The organism is Facivitalis istanbulensis (assembly GCF_040560405.1).
GTDB classification, from domain to species: domain Bacteria; phylum Pseudomonadota; class Alphaproteobacteria; order Sphingomonadales; family Sphingomonadaceae; genus Sphingomonas; species Sphingomonas istanbulensis.
The window spans coordinates 63,521-80,930 of sequence record NZ_JAVSCQ010000010.1 but is presented as its reverse complement, the minus strand read 5'-3'; the positions used below and the strand labels follow the sequence as shown (position 1 = coordinate 80,930).

18 protein-coding genes are annotated in these 17,410 nt (G+C 67.3%); 13 read left to right on the top strand and 5 right to left on the bottom strand.

The window, feature by feature from the left end; translation table 11 throughout:
- Positions 1-43 precede the first annotated feature (43 nt).
- The gene (gene topA, locus RN629_RS08525) at positions 44-2,638 is read right to left on the bottom strand and encodes a type I DNA topoisomerase (protein ID WP_407034835.1); all 2,595 of its coding nucleotides are present in this window, start codon (positions 2,636-2,638) and stop codon (positions 44-46) included.
- A gap of 147 nt (positions 2,639-2,785) precedes the next feature.
- Between topA and RN629_RS08520 the strand changes: the two genes are divergently transcribed.
- Positions 2,786-3,304 carry a hypothetical protein gene (locus RN629_RS08520; protein ID WP_407034834.1) on the top strand — a complete coding sequence of 173 codons (519 nt, stop codon included), beginning with the start codon at positions 2,786-2,788 and terminating at the stop codon, positions 3,302-3,304.
- A 33-nt stretch (positions 3,305-3,337) separates the two neighbouring features.
- Here RN629_RS08520 and dprA read toward each other — a convergent pair whose 3' ends face one another.
- Together dprA and plsY are read right to left on the bottom strand one after the other, a co-directional pair.
- Positions 3,338-4,417: a DNA-processing protein DprA gene (dprA, locus tag RN629_RS08515; RefSeq protein ID WP_407034833.1), complete on the bottom strand. Its 1,080-nt coding sequence runs from the start codon at positions 4,415-4,417 to the stop codon at positions 3,338-3,340.
- Positions 4,410-5,018 carry a glycerol-3-phosphate 1-O-acyltransferase PlsY gene (gene plsY / locus RN629_RS08510; RefSeq protein WP_407034832.1) on the bottom strand — a complete coding sequence of 203 codons (609 nt, stop codon included), beginning with the start codon at positions 5,016-5,018 and terminating at the stop codon, positions 4,410-4,412. The genes dprA and plsY overlap by 8 nt, the downstream gene beginning before the upstream one ends.
- Positions 5,019-5,145: 127 nt before the next feature.
- Here plsY and murI point away from each other — a divergent pair, with 127 nt between their 5' ends.
- Both murI and hemA read left to right on the top strand, forming a co-directional pair.
- Positions 5,146-5,943 carry a glutamate racemase gene (gene murI, locus RN629_RS08505; protein ID WP_407034831.1) on the top strand — a complete coding sequence of 266 codons (798 nt, stop codon included), beginning with the start codon at positions 5,146-5,148 and terminating at the stop codon, positions 5,941-5,943.
- Positions 5,944-6,154: 211 nt separating this feature from the next.
- The gene (gene hemA / locus RN629_RS08500) at positions 6,155-7,396 is read left to right on the top strand and encodes a 5-aminolevulinate synthase (RefSeq protein WP_407034830.1); all 1,242 of its coding nucleotides are present in this window, start codon (positions 6,155-6,157) and stop codon (positions 7,394-7,396) included.
- 151 nt (positions 7,397-7,547) lie between these two features.
- On the opposite strand, the gene RN629_RS08495 is transcribed toward hemA, so the two are convergent.
- Complete coding sequence (locus RN629_RS08495; protein ID WP_407034829.1) at positions 7,548-8,000, bottom strand: hypothetical protein; 453 nt, start codon at positions 7,998-8,000, stop codon at positions 7,548-7,550.
- Positions 8,001-8,165: 165 nt separating this feature from the next.
- Here RN629_RS08495 and rpiB point away from each other — a divergent pair, with 165 nt between their 5' ends.
- The 5 genes from rpiB to RN629_RS08470 all read left to right on the top strand — a co-directional run bounded on the left by rpiB (position 8,166) and on the right by RN629_RS08470 (position 11,452).
- Complete coding sequence (gene rpiB, locus RN629_RS08490; protein ID WP_407034828.1) at positions 8,166-8,609, top strand: ribose 5-phosphate isomerase B; 444 nt, start codon at positions 8,166-8,168, stop codon at positions 8,607-8,609.
- Positions 8,610-8,627: 18 nt separating this feature from the next.
- Positions 8,628-9,926 (top strand): serine hydroxymethyltransferase, encoded by a 1,299-nt coding sequence (gene glyA, locus RN629_RS08485; RefSeq protein WP_407034827.1) that lies wholly within the window; start codon positions 8,628-8,630, stop codon positions 9,924-9,926.
- Positions 9,927-9,937: 11 nt separating this feature from the next.
- Positions 9,938-10,129, top strand: coding sequence for a hypothetical protein (locus RN629_RS08480; RefSeq protein ID WP_407034826.1), 192 nt, complete (start codon positions 9,938-9,940; stop codon positions 10,127-10,129).
- Positions 10,130-10,597: a transcriptional regulator NrdR gene (gene nrdR / locus RN629_RS08475; RefSeq protein WP_407034825.1), complete on the top strand. Its 468-nt coding sequence runs from the start codon at positions 10,130-10,132 to the stop codon at positions 10,595-10,597. It abuts the gene before it with no gap.
- 114 nt (positions 10,598-10,711) lie between these two features.
- Complete coding sequence (locus tag RN629_RS08470) at positions 10,712-11,452, top strand: RNA methyltransferase (RefSeq protein ID WP_407034824.1); 741 nt, start codon at positions 10,712-10,714, stop codon at positions 11,450-11,452.
- A gap of 26 nt (positions 11,453-11,478) precedes the next feature.
- Here the strand turns inward: RN629_RS08470 and RN629_RS08465 are convergent, their stop codons facing one another.
- Positions 11,479-11,787 (bottom strand): chorismate mutase, encoded by a 309-nt coding sequence (locus RN629_RS08465; RefSeq protein ID WP_407034823.1) that lies wholly within the window; start codon positions 11,785-11,787, stop codon positions 11,479-11,481.
- Positions 11,788-11,890: 103 nt separating this feature from the next.
- Between RN629_RS08465 and RN629_RS08460 the strand changes: the two genes are divergently transcribed.
- From RN629_RS08460 to RN629_RS08440, 5 genes are all read left to right on the top strand, one after another.
- A complete protein-coding gene (locus RN629_RS08460; protein ID WP_407034822.1) occupies positions 11,891-12,118 on the top strand; it encodes a hypothetical protein in 228 nt (75 codons plus the stop codon).
- 198 nt (positions 12,119-12,316) lie between these two features.
- Positions 12,317-12,931: a 30S ribosomal protein S4 gene (gene rpsD / locus RN629_RS08455; protein WP_037567791.1), complete on the top strand. Its 615-nt coding sequence runs from the start codon at positions 12,317-12,319 to the stop codon at positions 12,929-12,931.
- A gap of 104 nt (positions 12,932-13,035) precedes the next feature.
- Positions 13,036-14,334 carry a glycosyltransferase gene (locus RN629_RS08450; RefSeq protein WP_407034821.1) on the top strand — a complete coding sequence of 433 codons (1,299 nt, stop codon included), beginning with the start codon at positions 13,036-13,038 and terminating at the stop codon, positions 14,332-14,334.
- A gap of 166 nt (positions 14,335-14,500) precedes the next feature.
- Positions 14,501-16,132, top strand: coding sequence for a M28 family peptidase (locus RN629_RS08445; protein WP_407034820.1), 1,632 nt, complete (start codon positions 14,501-14,503; stop codon positions 16,130-16,132).
- Complete coding sequence (locus RN629_RS08440) at positions 16,129-17,136, top strand: agmatine deiminase family protein (RefSeq protein ID WP_407034819.1); 1,008 nt, start codon at positions 16,129-16,131, stop codon at positions 17,134-17,136. The genes RN629_RS08445 and RN629_RS08440 overlap by 4 nt, the downstream gene beginning before the upstream one ends.
- The last annotated feature ends 274 nt before the right edge of the window (positions 17,137-17,410 follow it).

The window sequence follows — 17,410 nt, the reverse complement described above, 5'->3', positions numbered from 1 at the left end:
GGACCGGCCGCGCGCCGAACCCGTCCCGCTTGGGGGACCGGGTTCAGCCTTCCGCGGTCTTCTTCGCCGCCGCTTTCTTCGCGGGGGCCTTTTTGGCCGGCGCCTTGGTTCCGGTCCCGGCCTTGGCCGCGCTCTTGGCGGCTGGCTTTTTCGCCGCAGCCTTCTTCGCCGGCTTCTTGCGCGCCGGAGCGGCCGCCGCCCGCGCGTCGATGAGCTGTGCGGCTTCCTCCAGCGTCAATTGGTCCTTGTCGACCGTCTTGGGGATGGTCGCGTTGGTTTCGCCATCGGTCACATAGGGGCCGTAGCGCCCTTCCATCAGCTTGATCTCGGCCTCGGTGCGCGGATGCTTGCCCAGTATCTTGAGCGGTTCGCGCGAGGCGGTGCCGCGCGCCGCGCGTCCACCGCCCGCCGCCGCCTCAGCCAGCTTGACCACGGCGGCGTTCATGCCCGTCTCGAACACCTCGGCGGTCGAGGTCAGCCGCGCATATTTGCCGCTATGCGCCAGATAGGGGCCATAGCGTCCGATCGACGCGGTGATCGGCTCGCCCGTCTCCGGGTGGTTACCGATGGTGCGCGGCAGGCTGAGCAGCTTCAATGCCCATTCCAGGTCGAGATCGACATCCTTGGGAATCGAGGCGCGTTTGGCGTCCTTGCCCTCGCCCAGCTGGATATAGGGGCCGAACCGCCCCGACTTGCGTTCGACCGGCAGGCCGGTGTCGGGATCGGTGCCCAGCGTTTCCGGCCCCGTATCCTCGCCCGCCGCGTCGCCGCCCTGCGCGAAGCGGCGGGTATATTTGCACTCGGGATAGTTGGAGCAGGCGATGAACGCGCCGAACCGGCCACCACGCAGCGCCAGCTTGCCCTCCCCGCAACTGGGGCAGAGGCGCGGGTCCGAGCCGTCCGCCTTGTCCGGGAAGAGATAGGGCGCGAGAAACTGATCCAGTTCGGCGGTGATCGCCGAGGGCTGCTGTTCCATCACCTCGGATGTGCGCGGCTTGAAGTCGCGCCAGAAGGCGTCGAGTACCGCCTGCCACTGGGCGCGACCGCCGGACACGTCGTCCAGTTCCTCTTCCAGCTCGGCGGTATAGTCATAGCCGACATATTTCTCGAAGAAGCGTTCGAGGAATGCCGTCACCAGCCGCCCGCTTTCCTCGGCGAAGAAGCGGTTCTTCTCGACGCGGACATAGGCGCGGTCCTTGAGCGTCTTGATGATCGAGGCATAGGTGGACGGACGCCCGATCCCCAGTTCCTCCATCCGCTTGACCAGCGATGCTTCGGAGAAGCGCGGCGGCGGCTGGGTGAAGTGCTGTTCGGCCTTGACCTCTTTCTTGGCAGGCGCATCACCTTCGCGCAGGCGGGGGAGGCGGCGGGCCTCCTCGTCCTGGCTGTCGTCCTGCCCTTCTTCGTAGAGCGCGAGATAGCCGGGGAAGAGCACGACCTGGCCGGTGGCGCGCAGCACATGGCGGCCGGTGCCGTCGGCCATGTCGATGGTGGTGCGCTCCATCCGCGCCGACGCCATCTGCGACGCCAGCGCGCGCTTCCAGATCAGGTCGTAGAGGCGGCCATGATCGCCCGACCCCGCCCGGTCGCGGGCGAAGTCGGTGGGACGGATCGCTTCGTGCGCTTCCTGCGCATTCTTCGCCTTGGTCTGGTAATGGCGCGGCTTGTCGGGGACGTAGGACGCGTCATAGCGGTCGGCCACGGCCTTGCGCGCCGCCGAAATGGCCGATCCGTCCATCTGCACGCCGTCGGTCCGCATATAGGTGATCGCGCCGTCCTCATAGAGCTGCTGCGCGATCCGCATCGTGTGGTCGGCGGAGAAGCCCAGCTTGCGCGCGGCCTCCTGTTGCAGGGTCGAGGTGGTGAAGGGCGGCGGCGGGTTGCGCGTCGCGGGCTTGGTCTCGACCGACTGGACCTGGAAACGGCCTGCTTCGACATCCGCCTTGGCGCGGGTCGCGTCGCCCTCATTGCCGATCGACAGGCGGTCGAGCTTCTGCCCGTTCCACTGGACCAGGCGCGCGGTGAAGGGGGTGCCGTCCTGCTCCATATCGGCCGTGACCGACCAATATTCCTGCGGGCGGAACGCCTCGATCTCGCGCTCGCGCCCGACGATCAGGCGCAGCGCCACCGACTGGACGCGGCCCGCCGACTTGGCGCCGGGCAGCTTGCGCCACAGCACCGGCGACAAAGTGAAGCCGACCAGATAGTCGAGCGCGCGGCGCGCCCGGTACGCGTCGATCAGGTCGGTATCCAGCTCGCGCGGATTCTGCATCGCGTGGAGGATGGCGGGCTTGGTGATCGCGTTGAACGTCACGCGCTCGACCTTGTCGGGCAGCGCCTTGCGGTTCTTCAACACCTCCTGCACGTGCCACGAAATCGCCTCCCCCTCGCGATCAGGGTCGGTGGCGAGGATCAGGCGGTCGGCCTTCTTGGCCTCGTCGGCGATCGCCTTGAGCTGACGCGCCTTGTCCGCGTAATTTTCCCACTCCATCGCGAAATTCTGGTCCGGGTCGACCGAGCCGTCCTTGGGCGGCAGGTCGCGGACATGACCATAGCTCGCCAGCACCCGGTAGTCCGAACCCAGATATTTCTCGATGGTCTTCGCCTTGGCGGGCGATTCGACGATGACAAGCTGCATGAGTGGTGAAACGCGTCCCTTGTGTGCGTACGCGAGGATGGGGAGGCGGCGGGAGGAGGTCAAGCCGGGTAGGCCGGCCTGGACCTGGGCGTGTCATGATCGAGGGATAGGGGCCGCGCGACGTTTTTGGAGAAAGAATATGGCGCGATGGTGATCCTGATGGCGTTGCTTGGCCTGGCCGGTGCGGCCACCGAGCATATCGCTCCGCCCGCCGGTCCCGACTTCGTCCTGGGATTTGAGGCGCATGGCCCGGCCCCGATTCAGGAATTCGTGCCGCGCGGCGAAACGGTCGAACGCTGGACGCGGATGGTCACGCTGTTGCAGCTCGGATGGAAGCCGGGCGTCGGGCCGCGCCGCTTTGCCGGGTTTTGGGCGGAATCGATCCAGCGCGGATGCCCCGGTGCGGTGATCGGGGCGATTCGCGATACGCCGCTCGCCGGGCATGAGTCGGTGACGGTGCAGGCCGATTGCCCGCTGAACCGGGAATCGGGCGGCCCGGAGACCGTTATCGCGCGGTTCGTGACGGGTGGGGAGCAGCTCCACAACGTTCAGGCCGCCATTCGCGGTGTCGCGACGCCGAATGCGATCGCCTGGGCCAGGACGGTGGTCGATACGGCGACGCTCTGCGCATCCAACGATTCGCGTCCGGCCTGTCGCACGGACTGATCGACTGGGGCGGCCCCGCGCGTCGACCGTCGGTCAGGGCAGGGCTACGCGCCCTCCTGCATGGCGCTCCAGCCGCCCCGCCAGTTCGAGTTCCAGCAGGATCGTCTGGACGATGGCGGGCGGACGTCCGCTCTGGCGGATCAGTTCGTCGACGGTCACCGCGACGGGGCCGAGCAGGTCGGTGATCCGCCGCCGGTCGCCGTCGCTCGCGTCCTCGGGTGGCGGGGGCGTGTAGCGGGCGCCGGGTGCGCGGACCATGCGCGGGTCGATCGGGCGGATCTGTTCGAGGATATCGGCCGCCGACTGGATCAGCGTCGCGCCCTCGCGGATCAGCATGTTGCAGCCTTGCGCGCGCGGGTCCGCCGGGTGGCCGGGCACCGCCATCACCTCGCGCCCCGCCTCGGCCGCCAGCCTTGCGGTGATGAGCGAGCCCGAGCGGGGCGCGGCCTCGACCACCACCGTGCCCTGCGCCAGTCCGGCGATGATCCGGTTGCGCGAGGGGAAATGGCGGGCGAGCGGCTGCGTTCCCGGGGGCTGCTCGGCGATCAGCAGGCCGCGTGTCGCGATCTCGTCCTGCAACCGGGCATTTTCAGGGGGGAAGGTGAGGTCGATCCCGCTGGCGATGACGCCGATCGTCCCGCCCTCCAGCGCGCCGACATGGGCCGCCGTGTCGATCCCGCGCGCCAGGCCCGAGGTGACGGCGACACCCTGGGCCGCCAGATCCTGCGCCAGCCCGCGCGCGAAGCGGCAGGATGCGGCGGACGCATTGCGCGCGCCCACCAGCGCCACGGCGGACCGGTGCGCCAGTGCGATGGCGCCGCGCACGATCAGCGCGGGCGGCGCGGTGTCGAGCTGGGCCAGCAGCGGCGGATAGTCCGCCTCGCCCAGCATCACATGGCGCGCGCCGAGCCGCGCGACCGTGTCGACCTCGCGCCGGATGGCGGCGGGATCGGCGGCTCGGGGGGCATCGCCGCCACCGCGCCGCGCCAGCATCGGCACCGCCGCCAGCGCGGCCTCCGCATCGCCGAACCGGTCCATCAACTGGCGCCAGGTGACCGGGCCGATGCCCGGCGTCCGCAACAGCCGGAGCTGTGCGAACCGCGCGTCAGTCACGCGGCTTGCGGCCGATGCGCGGTTCGGTCCCCGCCATCAGCCGTTCGATATTGGCCCCGTGCTTCCACACCACGATGAGCGCGAGGGCGATCAACAGCAGCACCAGGTCGAAACGCCCCATCACGGCGGCGGCCAGGGGCGCGCTGATCGCGGCGGCCATCCCCGCCACCGCCGAGATGCGCAACGTCGCCAGCAGGCCGAGCCACACCACCGCATAGACCAGCCCGAGCGGCCAGTAGAGCGCCACCACCACGCCCATCAGGGTGGCGACGCCCTTGCCGCCGCGAAATCTCAGCCAGATGGGGTAGCAATGGCCGATAAAGGCCGCCGCCGCGGCCAGGACTTCCTCGCCGGGCAGCCAGTGGCGGACGATCAGCACGGCGGCGGCGCCCTTCAGCAGGTCGAGCAGCAGGGTCGCGGCGGCCAGCCCCTTGCGGCCGGTGCGCAACACGTTGGTGGCACCGATATTGCCCGATCCGATGCTGCGCAGGTCGCCCGCGCCCGCCGCGCGCGTCAGGATGATGCCGAAGGGGATGGAACCCAGAAGATAACCGATCAGCAAGGCCCAGCTTGGCGGTCCCCAGATGATTTCGGTCGGCAATGGTCTTCCCCTGTTAGGCGGGACAGACATAGAACATGGCTCATGGCCTGTCCAATCCGGTCGATGCCCGGCCGCGGTGTGCGGAGGGCGGCTTCCACCTCGGTGGATCAGCCTCTAAAGCGCGGGGATGAGCGATGCGCGTCCCATCCTGTTCTTCGACTCCGGCGTCGGGGGGCTTTCGATCGCGGGGCCGGCGCGCGCCGTGCTGCCCGCCGCGCCCTTTGTCTATGTCGCGGACAGCGCGGGCTTTCCCTATGGCGAGAAGAGCGAGGCGGAGATTGCCGGGCGCGTGCCCGCCCTGCTCGGGCGGCTGGCCGAACGCTATCGGCCGCGCCTGATCGTGATCGCCTGCAATACCGCCTCCACGATCGCGCTGCCCGCGGTGCGCGCGGCGCTCGACCTGCCGGTGGTCGGCACGGTGCCCGCGATCAAGCCGGCCGCGGCGATGAGCCGGACGCGGACGATCGGCGTGCTGGGTACGCGGGCGACGGTGCGACAGGCCTATGTCGACGATCTCGCGGCGCGGTTCGCGGGCGATTGCCGGGTGATCCGCCACGGTTCGGCCGAACTGGTCGAACTGGCCGAGGCCCGGCTGCGCGGCGAGTCGCTGCCCACCGATCGCTTCGCGGCGGTGCTGGACGGCCTGTTCGGGCAGGAGGGGGGAGAGGCGATCGACGTCATCGTCAATGCCTGCACCCATTTTCCGCTGGTCGAAGCCGAACTGGCGGCGGCGGCCCCGCATCCGGTGGCGTTCGTCGATGGCGGTCCGGGGATCGCCCGGCGGATCGCCTATCTGACCGAGGGACAGGACTGGCCCGCCTCGCCGGGCGAGGGCGTGGCGGTGTTCACCCATCTCGGCGCCCGGGAGCATGCACTGCGGCCGGGGCTGGCGGCGCGCGGCTTCGCACGGATCGAGGCATTATAGTCCCGTCCGCCCCGCCCCGCTCCTCCGGTCGTCATGGCGGGATGGGCGTCGGCGCGGCGCGGGGCGCGACGGACGGTTGCAATCTTGCGATTGCGAACCATTCTTATCTTGAATTCGGTCGATCCGTGGGACAATATGTCCACCATGTTCGATCATAGTTAGTGCGGTTATCGACTCGATTCATTCACCGCTTGGGCCTACATTGCCGCCCATGAGCATCGACGGTACGGACGTGCGCGTGGATTATTCCCGCGTCTTCACCCAGGCGATCGACCGCCTGCACGCCGAGGGACGTTACCGCGTCTTCATCGACATCCTGCGCAACAAGGGAATGTTCCCCAATGCCCGCTGTTTCGCGGGCCATAATGGTCCCAAGCCGATCACCGTCTGGTGTTCGAACGACTATCTGGCGATGGGACAGCATCCCAAGGTGATCGCCGCGATGGAAGAGGCGCTGCACGATGTCGGCGCGGGTTCGGGCGGCACGCGCAATATCGGCGGCAATACGCATTATCATATCGATCTGGAAGGCGAGCTGGCCGACCTGCACGGCAAGGAAGCGGCCTTGCTGTTCACCAGCGGCTATGTCTCGAACGAGGCGACGCTGGCGACCCTGGCCAAGGTCCTGCCGGGCTGCATCATCTTTTCGGACGAACTGAACCACGCCTCGATGATCGCGGGCATCCGCAATTCGGGCTGTGACAAGCGGGTGTTCCGCCACAACGACCTGGCCCATCTGGAGGAATTGCTGGCGGAGGCCGATCCGGCCTGGCCCAAGCTGATCGCGTTCGAGAGCGTCTATTCGATGGAAGGCGATGTCGCGCCGATCGGCGCGATCTGCGACCTGGCCGACAAATATAATGCCCTGACCTATCTGGACGAGGTTCATGCGGTCGGCATGTACGGCGCACGCGGCGGCGGCATTTCGGAGCGCGACGGGCTGGCCCATCGGCTGACCGTGATCGAGGGAACGCTGGGCAAGGCGTTCGGCGTGATGGGCGGCTATATCGCGGCGGACCGGATGATCATCGATGTGATCCGTTCCTATGCTCCGGGCTTCATCTTCACCACCTCGCTGTCGCCGGTGCTGGTCGCGGGCGTGCTGGCGAGCGTCCGGCATCTGAAGCAGAGTTCGGCCGAGCGCGAAGGACAGCAGGCGGCCGCCGCCAATCTGAAGGCGATGATGGGCGAGGCGGGCCTGCCCGTGATGCTGGGCGAGACGCATATCGTGCCGGTCATGGTCGGCGACCCGGTGAAGGCCAAGAAGATCAGCGACATCCTGCTCGCCGAATATGGCGTGTATGTGCAGCCGATCAATTATCCCACGGTCCCGCGTGGAACCGAGCGCCTGCGCTTCACGCCGGGCCCCGCGCATAGCGAGGCGATGATGCGCGAACTGGTGGATGCGCTGGTGGAGATTTGGGAGCGGCTCGATCTGAAGATGGCGGCGTAACGCGCCCACTCTTTGCCGCCCTATGGATACCGGATGCGGGGACAAGGCCCGCATCCGGTATCGTCATGGTGGTGGGGCTCGGGATGAAGTTCGGGACATGCAGGCCTTGGCGAAGGCCGTCTCGTTGCGCATCTGTCCCGATAGCCGGGTATCAGTCTCGACAATAGCCTTCGCCCGGCTTGACGGTCAGACAGTGCTTCTTGTCCGCCAGCCATTTCAGCTCGGTCGCGTCACCATCGGTGGGGCGCAGGGTTTCGCGGACGCCTTCGCGTTCGAAGACGATGGTGTCGCCCACGGCTTCGCCCATGAACTCACCGTGATCTTCGAGATTCCATTGCATCGCCAGCCGGTAGCGCCCCGGCGTCCCGCTGTGCTTTACGTCCAGCACCATGCCCTCCACGCCGATCCAGCGGCCGACATAATCGGGGGCCTTGGGCTTGGCGACGCCGCTGAAGGCCGCGCCGTCCCCGGCCGGTCCTGTCGCCGTCGGCCGGGCGACGGGCGCATCCGCCGACGCTGCGTGATTGTTGGTCGGCGCGTCGGAGGCCTTGGGCGTACAGGCGGCGGCCAGGATCAGCGCGGGCAGGATCAGGATGTGCTTCATGGCGCGCAGAACACATGAGGCGAGCGCAACGTTCCGGCACGCGTCGGCACGCGTCGGCACGCGTCGGCACGCGGAAATGGCGGGCGTAAATAAGGTGGAAAAGACGGTGATGCGCGCGTAAAGGCGCAGTACTTCCCAACTCTATCCTGTCAGGAGCGCCCATTCATGCGCATCGCGATCGCATCCGATCATGCCGCCGTCTCGTTGAAGATCGTGCTGGCGGACTGGTTGCGGGAGCAGGGGCATGAGGTGCTGGACCTCGGGACCGACGGCACCGCCAGTGTCGACTATCCCGACTTTGGCCGCGCGGTCGGCGACGCCCTGGCCGATGGCCGCGCCGAGCGCGGCGTGGCCTTGTGCGGATCGGGTATCGGTATTTCGATCGCGGCCAACCGCAACCCCGCCTGCCGCTGTGCGCTGGTGTCCGAGCCCTTGTCGGCTGCCCTGGCCCGCCAGCATAACAACGCCAACGCCATCGCCATGGGCGCGCGTGTCATCGGCGAGGAAATGGCCAAGGCCTGCCTCGAAGCATTCCTGTCCACCCCGTTCGAGGGCGGACGTCATCAGCGTCGCGTCGACATGCTGTCCGCCACGCCCGCCCAGATTTGAACGCGAAGGATACCACCCATGAGCACGCTCTCCGCCGTCCAGCCCGCTGGCTTCTTCACCCGTACGCTGGCCGATGCCGACCCCGCCGTCTTCGCCGGCGTCAGCCATGAGCTGGAGCGCGAGCAGACCCAGATCGAGCTGATCGCCAGTGAGAACATCGTCTCCAAGGCGGTGATGGAGGCGCAGGGCTCGGTCTTCACCAACAAGTACGCCGAGGGCTATCCGGGCAAGCGTTACTATCAGGGCTGCGCGCCGTCGGACGAGGTCGAGCAGCTCGCGATCGACCGCGCCAAGGAAATCTTCGGCTGCGGCTTCGCCAATGTCCAGCCGCACTCGGGCGCGCAGGCGAACGGCGCGGTGATGCTGGCGCTGGCCAAGCCGGGCGACACGGTGATGGGCCTGTCGCTCGACGCGGGCGGGCATTTGACCCACGGGGCCAAGGCGGCGCTGTCGGGCAAGTGGTTCAACGCGGTCCAGTATGGCGTCGATGCCGAGACGCACCTGATCGATTACGACCAGGTCGCCCGCCTCGCCCGTGAGAGCCAGCCCAAGATCATCATCGCGGGCGGTTCGGCCTATCCGCGCGTCATCGACTTCGCCAAGTTCCGCGCCATTGCGGACGAGGTCGGGGCGTATTTCATGGTCGACATGGCGCACTTCGCGGGCATCGTCGCGGGCGGGCTGCACCCGACCCCGTTTGGCCACGCGCATGTCGTGACCACCACCACGCACAAGACGCTGCGTGGTCCGCGCGGCGGCATGATCATGACCGATGACGAGGCGATCGCGAAGAAGATCAACTCGGCGGTCTTCCCCGGCCTGCAGGGCGGCCCGCTGATGCACGTCATCGCCGCCAAGGCGGTCGCGTTCGGCGAGGCGCTCCAGCCGGAGTTCAAGACCTATATCGCCGCGGTGGTCGAGAATGCGCAGACGCTGGCGGCGACGCTCAAGGCGCGTGGGGCGAACCTGGTCGCGGGCGGCACCGACACGCATCTGGCGCTGGTCGACCTGACCCCGCTGGGCATCACCGGCCGCGATGCGGACGAGGCGCTGGAGCGTGCGGGCATCACCTGTAACAAGAACGGCATCCCGAACGACCCGCTCCCCCCGATGAAGACCAGCGGCATCCGCGTCGGCTCGCCCGCGGGCACCACGCGCGGCTTTGGCGTGGCGGAGTTCGAGCAGATCGGTCACATGGTCGCCGATGTTCTGGACGGCCTTAAGGCCAAGGGCGAGCATGGGGATCCCGAAGTCGAGGCAAACGTTCGGACCCGTGTGCGTGAGCTTTGCGCGCGCTTTCCGATCTATCAGGGATAAGGACCCATCCGATGGCCAAGCTCGACGAGAAGATTTCCGAGGTTCAGAACGACATCCAGTCGACCCCCGGCCTGGGCAAGAGCATGGCGAAATGGGGTGCCCTGGGGGCCGTCGTCGCCATCCCGATCCCGTTCGTCGGGCCGATCTTCGGCGCGGCGGTGGGGGCGGGTTACGCCTATCTCAAGGCAAAGAAGAAGGCCTGAATGCGCTGCCCCTTTTGTGGCCATGAAGACAGTCAGGTAAAGGACAGCCGCCCCACCGAAGATGGGGCGGCCATCCGCCGCCGCCGCCAATGCGAAGGTTGCGGCGCACGGTTCACCACGTTCGAGCGTATCCAGCTACGCGAACTGACGGTGCTCAAGAGCGAGGAGCGGCGCGAACCGTTCGACCGCGAGAAATTGCTGCGCTCCATCTCGATCGCGACCCGCAAGCGCCCGATCGATCCCTTGCGGGTGGAAAAGCTGGTCTCCGGCATCCAGCGCCAGTTGGAGACGAGCGGCGAGGGCGAGGTGTCGTCCAAGCGGATCGGCGAGATGGTGATGGAGGGGCTCAAGGGCCTCGATTCGGTCGCCTATATCCGCTTCGCCAGCGTCTATCGCGAGTTTGGCGAGGCCAAGGATTTCGAGGCGTTCGCCGGAACGGTGGAAGAGGTGGCGCCGCGCGGCGATTAAAGGCGGCAGGCTGGCCAGTGGTGCTGCGTCTGTCCCGATCGCCAAGCGACTGGACGCGCCGCCAAGAAGCCGCGATACCGCCCCGCATGACGCGCGCGCCATCGTCCTGCGCGCATGGAAGAAGTGAAATTGCCCCAGTCCCAACCGCCCGTCATCATTCTGGTCCGTCCGCAACTGGGTGAGAATATCGGCAAGGCCGCGCGCGCCATGCTCAATTTCGGGCTGGTCGAGATGCGGCTCGTCACGCCGCGCGACGGCTGGCCCAACCCGCAGGCGGGGCCGGCGGCGTCGGGGGCGGACATCGTGCTCGAACAGGCCAGGGTCTATGAGAGCGTGGCGGACGCGGGCGCCGATTGCAGCCAGATCTATGCCGCCACGGTGCGCAAGCGCGGCGTGACCAAGCCGGTCGTGACGCCCGAGGAGGCCGCGCGCGAAATCCACGCCGACACTACTGGCCGCGCCGCTTTCCTGTTCGGGCCGGAGCGCTCGGGGTTGGAGACCGACGACGTCGCCATCGCGCGCAAGATCGTGACCGTGCCGATCAATCCCGAATTTGGCAGCCTGAACCTCGCCCAGGCGGTGATCCTGATGGCGTATGAATGGTCCAAGGGCGTGACGCTGGCCCAGCCCCCCGAAACCGAACTGCCGCCGGTCGCGCCGCAGGAGGAACTGGACGGGATGATCGGGCAATTGGAAGAGATGCTGGACGGCGCGGGCTATTTCTTCCCGCCCGACCGGACGCCCGCGACGAAGCGTACCCTGCGTACCCTGCTGACCAAGCCCGGTTGGTCGAGCCAGGAAATCCGCACCCTGCGCGGCGTGCTGTCGACGCTCGCTCGCCCTCGCGACCGGTAGGCCGCCGCCGCGGGCTACGGAGAGGGTTATCCCCGGGTTCGGTCGAACGTCGCCAGTTCATAGGCGATCGAGCCCTCGACCAGCGTTTCCCAGATCTCCGCGATCACCGTTTCGGGGAGGCCCAGCCGGATGGCCTCGGCCCGCGCCTGATCGATCACCTGGCGCTTCCGATCCTCGTCCCGGACCCGGTCGCGGGTCGGCTTGATGCGGGCGGCGGCGTCCATATAGGCGAAGCGGCGCGCGAGCATCGCCACCAGCTCACGGTCGAGCTGGTCGACGCCCGCGCGGACCTCGGTCATGGTCGTGCAATCGGGGCCGGCGAGGATCTGGGTCATGGCATGGCTCTGCCGGGCGCGGCGATGCCTGTCCAGCCCCGCTTGCGGGAGGGGGACCTTCAGGGCTAGCATCCCGGCGACGTTCCGATTGGGAGATAGGACGATGCTGACTGCCATGCTGTTGCTGACGATCGCGGGCCAACAGAGCGAAGCGGTCGCGCCACCGCCGCCCGTCGAGAAGAAGATCTGCAAGGCCGAGAACACGACCGGCACCCGCCTGGGGTCCAAGCGGGTATGCCGCACCCAGGCGGAATGGGACCAGATCGCAGCCAATGCGCGCAATGAGTTCGAAAATGGTGTCGGGCGGCTGAACACCGCCAGCGGACGCTGATCCAGCGCCCGCCGGATTCCGGCGCCGCCGCCCCGGCAGCTTGCCTGGGGCGGCTTGACTCCGGCGCGCCCGTCCTATAGGCGCGCCGCTTCGCAATTGCCCCCGCATCCCGGTGAAGCGGTGGGCCCGTGCATCCTGAAAATGGCGGCATGGTGCGATACCGGGACCAACGTTGTTCGTAATTGCCAAGGATAAGAAATGTCGAAGCGTCAGAGCGCGAAGTACAAGCTCGATCGCCGCATGGGCGAGAATATCTGGGGTCGCCCCAAGAGCCCGGTCAACAAGCGTGAATATGGCCCCGGCCAGCATGGTCAGCGTCGCAAGGGCAAGATGTCGGACTTCGGTCTGCAGCTGCGCGCCAAGCAGAAGCTCAAGGGCTATTATGGCGACGTGACCGAGAAGCAGTTCAAGGCCTGCTACCAGGAAGCCGCCCGCATGAAGGGCGACACGTCGCAGAACCTGATCGGCCTGCTCGAGCAGCGTCTGGACATGATCGTGTACCGCGCCAAGTTCGCGCCGACGATCTTCGCCGCGCGCCAGCTGGTCAGCCACGGCCACATCCGCGTCAACGGTGTGAAGTGCAACGTCGCGTCGCGTCGCTGCTTCGTCGGCGACGAGATCTCGCTGGGTTCGAAGGCCGCCGAAATGGCGCTGGTCCTCGAGGCACAGCAGCTCGCCGAGCGTGAAGTGCCCGACTACGTCACCGCCGACGGCAACACCAAGGTCGCCCTGACCCGCGTCCCGACGCTGGACGAGGTGCCCTATCCGGTGAAGATGGAACCGAACCTGGTCGTCGAATTCTATTCGCGCTAAGTTTTCGGATCTTACCGATTACGAAAAGGGCGGTCCCGATGGGGCCGCCCTTTTTGTTGGGGCGATACCGGGCGGCGGCCGCGACCGTCTCCAAGGCGTCACCAATGATCGCCTATCCATCGCGGATGGCCCGAGTTCTTCTTGTCACCATCGGTTCGCTGGGCGACCTGCATCCGTTCATCGCGATCGGTCGATCCCTGATCGCCCAGGGGCACCGGGTAACCCTGGCCGTTCCCGAGGACGGGGTGGCCAAGGTCCGCGCGGCGGGTCTGAATGCCGAAGCGATCCTGCCGGGCCATGCCCCCCTTGGCCAAAGGCTGGGCCTGACCTCCGGGGAATTGGCGAAGCGGGTTCTGGCCGATCCACGCTTCGTGCTCGACGAAATCCTGATGCCTTCGCTTTCGGCCAGCGTTGCCGCCCTGGATGCGCTTGCGGGGGACGCCGATGTTCTGGGCAGTTCGATCTTCGCATTCGCGTCGGACATCGTTGCGGAAAAGCGCCGCCTGCCGCTGGCGACGATCCTCCTGCAACCCATGACCTTGTTCTCGGCCTGGCAGCCCCCGACAGCCCCGCATTTCTCCGCGATGCGCCATCATCCGCGCACCGGTCTTGGTCGAGGCTGGAACCGGATCTTCTATGCGCTCGTCCGCATGGCCATGCGCCGGCGCTATGCACGGCGGATCGACGCGTCGCGTCGCGAACAGGGCCTCGCTATCAGTCGGCGCGCGCCCCTTCTCGATCATGGCGCGGCGACGCAAGCCCTCCTGTGCTGCTGGTCCTCCACGCTCGGCGCCCTGCCCCCCGACGCGCCGGACAAGGCCGAGCTTACGGGCTTTCCCTTTTTCGATAGCGAGAGCGGGGCGGAGGAAGGGCTGGCACCCGATGTCGCGGCGTTTCTTCGGGATGGTGATCCGCCATTGATATTCACCTTGGGATCGTTCGCCGTCGCCTCGCCAGGAAGTTTCTATGACGAGGCCTTGTCGGCCAGTCGCGCGTTGGGCAGGCGCGCCATGATGCTGACCGGGCAACCCGGAGCACCGCGCCGCGATGGGGATTGCCTGTTCGTGAACTATGCCCCCCACTCGGCGGTCTTTTCCCGCGCGGCGGCGATCATTCACCATGGTGGCGTGGGCACGACGGGCCAGGCGCTTCGCGCGGGGCGGCCACAGATCGTCGTTCCCCATTTCGGGGACCAGTTCGACAATGCGGCGCGCCTGCAATCGGCCGGTCTCGGCCGAACGATCCAACATGACAGGTTCAAGGCCGCTCACGCCGCCGGCGTCATTTCGAGCGCCCTGACGTCACCGCGCATGGCCGATGCGGCGCGACGGGCCGCCGCGATTATCACGCAGGAGGATGGCGCGGCGCAGGCCGCTCGAAGCATCATTCGCTTGTGCCGGTGAAGGCGATGATCGCCAGCGCTCCGAAAGGAGACCCGTCTGCCATTTTTGACAGATTGCGGCGTGGCGCGAGCATTTTCCATGTCGTCGCCCGGTGCCGGCGGCGATGGCTTGCCCCCGATCATCCCGCCGGGCACACTATCCCCATAACAAAAGGGGAAGCCACATCATGCGCCGTCTGATCCTGTTGTCCCTCCTGCTCTCCGGCACCGCGATGGCGCAGGACAGGCCCGCCATCTCGGTCGAAACGCTCAAGACCGTGACCCAGACGCTGGGATCGGACGAATATGAGGGGCGTGCGCCGACCACCCCGGCCGAGGACAAGACGGTCGCCTATATCATCGATCGCTTCCAGAAGGCGGGGTTGAAGCCCGGCAACAAGGGTAGCTGGACGCAGGACGTGCCGATGGTCGAGATCACCGCGACCGATGTCCGGCCCTTCACCGTTTCGGGCAAGGGCGCGCCGATCACGCTGGACTATCGCCGCGACATGGTCGTCGGCACCTACCGGGTGACACCGCGGATCGACCTGAAGAACAGCGAGATGGTGTTCGTCGGCTATGGCATCACCGCGCCCGAAAAGGGCTGGGACGATTATGCCGGGGTCGATGTGCGCGGCAAGACGGTGGTGATTCTGGTCAACGATGCCGATTGGCAGACCATGGGGCGCGACGGGCCGTTCGAGGGGCGGGCGATGACCTGGTATGGCCGCTGGCCTTATAAGTTCGAAAATGCCGCCAAACACGGGGCCGCCGCCGCGCTGATCGTGCATCAGACCGAGCCCGCCGCATATCCCTGGGCAGTGGTGCAGTCGTCCTGGACCGGGCCGCAGCTCGAACTGGACGAGCCGGGCGATCATATGGACCAGGCGCAGGTGATCGGCTGGCTGCAGGAACCGGCGGCGCAACGGATCCTGGCGGCGGCAGGGCGTGATCTGGCCACCCTGACCAAGGCGGCGCAGGTCAAGGGTTTCAGGGCGGTGCCGCTGGGGCTGACGCTGTCGGGCGGGTTCAGCAACACGATCCGGCGCCAGGCGTCGAAGAACGTCATCGGCGTCCTGCCGGGCACCACGACACTGGGCGATTATGTTCTCTATTCGGCGCATTGGGACCATCTCGGCCGCTGCGACGCGGTGGATGGCGACGATATCTGCAACGGCGCGCTCGACAATGCGAGCGGCGTGGCCGGGCTGGTCGCGCTGGCCGAGGCGCAGGCCAAGGCAGGCCCCGCCAAGCGCTCCATCGCCTTTCTGGCGGTGACGGCGGAGGAAAGCGGGCTGCTGGGGTCGGGCTATTATGCGCAGCATCCGGTGTTCCCGCTGTCGCGCACGGTGGGCGGGGTGAACATGGACGGGCTGAACGTCACCGGCCGGTCGCGCGACTTCGTGCTGGTGGGCAAGGGCAAGTCCGAGATCGAGGACATGGTGGTGCCCCTGGTCAAGGCGCAGGGCCGCTATATCGGCGAGGAGGCGCATCCCGAACGCGGCGGCTATTATCGTTCCGACCACTTCTCCTTCGCCAAGCTGGGCGTGCCGATGCTCGATGGCGGGTCGGGCGAGGACAAGGTCGTCGGCGGAAAGGCGGCGGGCCGGGCGGCCAGCGACGATTATGTCGCGCATCGCTATCACAAGCCCGCCGACGAATATGATCCCAACTGGGATTGGACGGGGGCGGTCGAGGATTTGACCGTTTATTACCAACTTGGCAGGAAGCTTGCCGAGCATCCGGGTCTGTGGCCCAATTGGTATCCCACCGCCGAATTTCGCGGCATTCGTGACATGAGCAGGAAGAACGCCCAGTGAGCACCCCGTCCACGCGCCTCGCTTCGACCACCACGCCCCCGCCGGCCGAATGGGCCCCCCATGCGGGCGTCTGGATCGGCTTTCCCAGCCATCCCGAATTGTGGGAAGAGGATCTGGACCCCGCGCGCGAGGAGGTGATGGCCTTTGCCCGTGCCGTTCATGCGGACGGCCGGGGCGAGCGCGTGACCCTGGTCGCCGCGAGTGGCGAGGCGGCCGACGTCGCCCGCGCCATGGCGAGCGTCGGCGATGTGGCGGACGTGATCGTCCAGCCCTTTGGCGATATCTGGCTGCGCGACACCGGCCCGATCGTGACGGGAGACGGGTCGGCGCGGTTGTTCCAGTTCAACGGCTGGGGCGGCAAATACGATCTGCCCGGCGACGACACGGTCGGCGCTCGCCTGGCCGAGGATCGCGGGCTGACCGCGCGGGCGTGCGAATGGGTGCTGGAAGGGGGCGCGATCGATGGCGACGGCACCGGGCTGGCCGTGACCACGCGCCAGTGCCTGCTCAATCCCAATCGCAACCCGGAACTGGATCAGGCCGGGATCGAGCGGCGGCTGGCCGAGGATCTGGGCCTGACCCGCGTGGTGTGGCTGGGCGATGGCCTGCTCAACGATCATACCGATGGCCATGTCGACAATCTGGCGCGCTTCGTCGGACCGAACCGCATCGCGCTGCCCGAAGCGGCGGAGAACGACCCCAATTGGCAGGTCTATACCGCCGCCCGACGCGAAGCGCTGGCCGCCGGGCTGGAGGTCGTCACCATCCCGTCGCCGGGCCGCGTGCTGCGGGACGAAGAGGTGGTGCCCGCCAGCTATATGAATTTCTATATCGGCAATGCGGCGGTGGTCGTGCCGGTCTATGGCACCGAGCATGATGCGGCGGGCATCGCGGCGATTCAGGCGATCTTCCCCGATCGTGCGGTCATGGGCCTGCGCGCCGACGCGATTCTGACCGGCGGCGGCAGCTTCCACTGCATCTCGCAGCAGATCCCGGTCCTCTAACCGCGCATACGCGACCGGAATGCCGCAAAGGCCCGCGCGTCCTTGGAGACGTGCGGGCCTTTTCTTTTGCAGGGCCTGATCCGATGAAGACGGGTCAGGCCTGGCCAATCGGTCCGTGCAGAGACATGGACGGGAGAATGACGGCGACCCCGGTGAGCCCCCTCCCGTTCGGTCGATCGCTGCGCCATTCGCCATGCCATCCCGGTCCTGGCCGGGAATCCACGTGACGCGCATTGCCGGAGGGCATAGCATCACGCCACGGTCCTTCGTGGGA

What these genes read in the sequence shown, in the direction of transcription:
- rpsD (WP_037567791.1), top strand. Translation starts at nt 12,317, where the DNA reads ATGTCGAAGCGTCAGAGCGCGAAGTACAAGCTCGATCGCCGCATGGGC.
- RN629_RS08460 (WP_407034822.1), top strand. Translation starts at nt 11,891, where the DNA reads ATGCTGACTGCCATGCTGTTGCTGACGATCGCGGGCCAACAGAGCGAA.
- RN629_RS08495 (WP_407034829.1), bottom strand. Translation starts at nt 8,000, where the DNA reads ATGAAGCACATCCTGATCCTGCCCGCGCTGATCCTGGCCGCCGCCTGT.
- murI (WP_407034831.1), top strand. Translation starts at nt 5,146, where the DNA reads ATGAGCGATGCGCGTCCCATCCTGTTCTTCGACTCCGGCGTCGGGGGG.
- glyA (WP_407034827.1), top strand. Translation starts at nt 8,628, where the DNA reads ATGAGCACGCTCTCCGCCGTCCAGCCCGCTGGCTTCTTCACCCGTACG.
- RN629_RS08470 (WP_407034824.1), top strand. Translation starts at nt 10,712, where the DNA reads ATGGAAGAAGTGAAATTGCCCCAGTCCCAACCGCCCGTCATCATTCTG.
- nrdR (WP_407034825.1), top strand. Translation starts at nt 10,130, where the DNA reads ATGCGCTGCCCCTTTTGTGGCCATGAAGACAGTCAGGTAAAGGACAGC.
- RN629_RS08520 (WP_407034834.1), top strand. Translation starts at nt 2,786, where the DNA reads ATGGTGATCCTGATGGCGTTGCTTGGCCTGGCCGGTGCGGCCACCGAG.
- RN629_RS08445 (WP_407034820.1), top strand. Translation starts at nt 14,501, where the DNA reads ATGCGCCGTCTGATCCTGTTGTCCCTCCTGCTCTCCGGCACCGCGATG.
- topA (WP_407034835.1), bottom strand. Translation starts at nt 2,638, where the DNA reads ATGCAGCTTGTCATCGTCGAATCGCCCGCCAAGGCGAAGACCATCGAG.
- RN629_RS08465 (WP_407034823.1), bottom strand. Translation starts at nt 11,787, where the DNA reads ATGACCCAGATCCTCGCCGGCCCCGATTGCACGACCATGACCGAGGTC.
- RN629_RS08480 (WP_407034826.1), top strand. Translation starts at nt 9,938, where the DNA reads ATGGCCAAGCTCGACGAGAAGATTTCCGAGGTTCAGAACGACATCCAG.
- hemA (WP_407034830.1), top strand. Translation starts at nt 6,155, where the DNA reads ATGAGCATCGACGGTACGGACGTGCGCGTGGATTATTCCCGCGTCTTC.
- rpiB (WP_407034828.1), top strand. Translation starts at nt 8,166, where the DNA reads ATGCGCATCGCGATCGCATCCGATCATGCCGCCGTCTCGTTGAAGATC.
- RN629_RS08450 (WP_407034821.1), top strand. Translation starts at nt 13,036, where the DNA reads ATGATCGCCTATCCATCGCGGATGGCCCGAGTTCTTCTTGTCACCATC.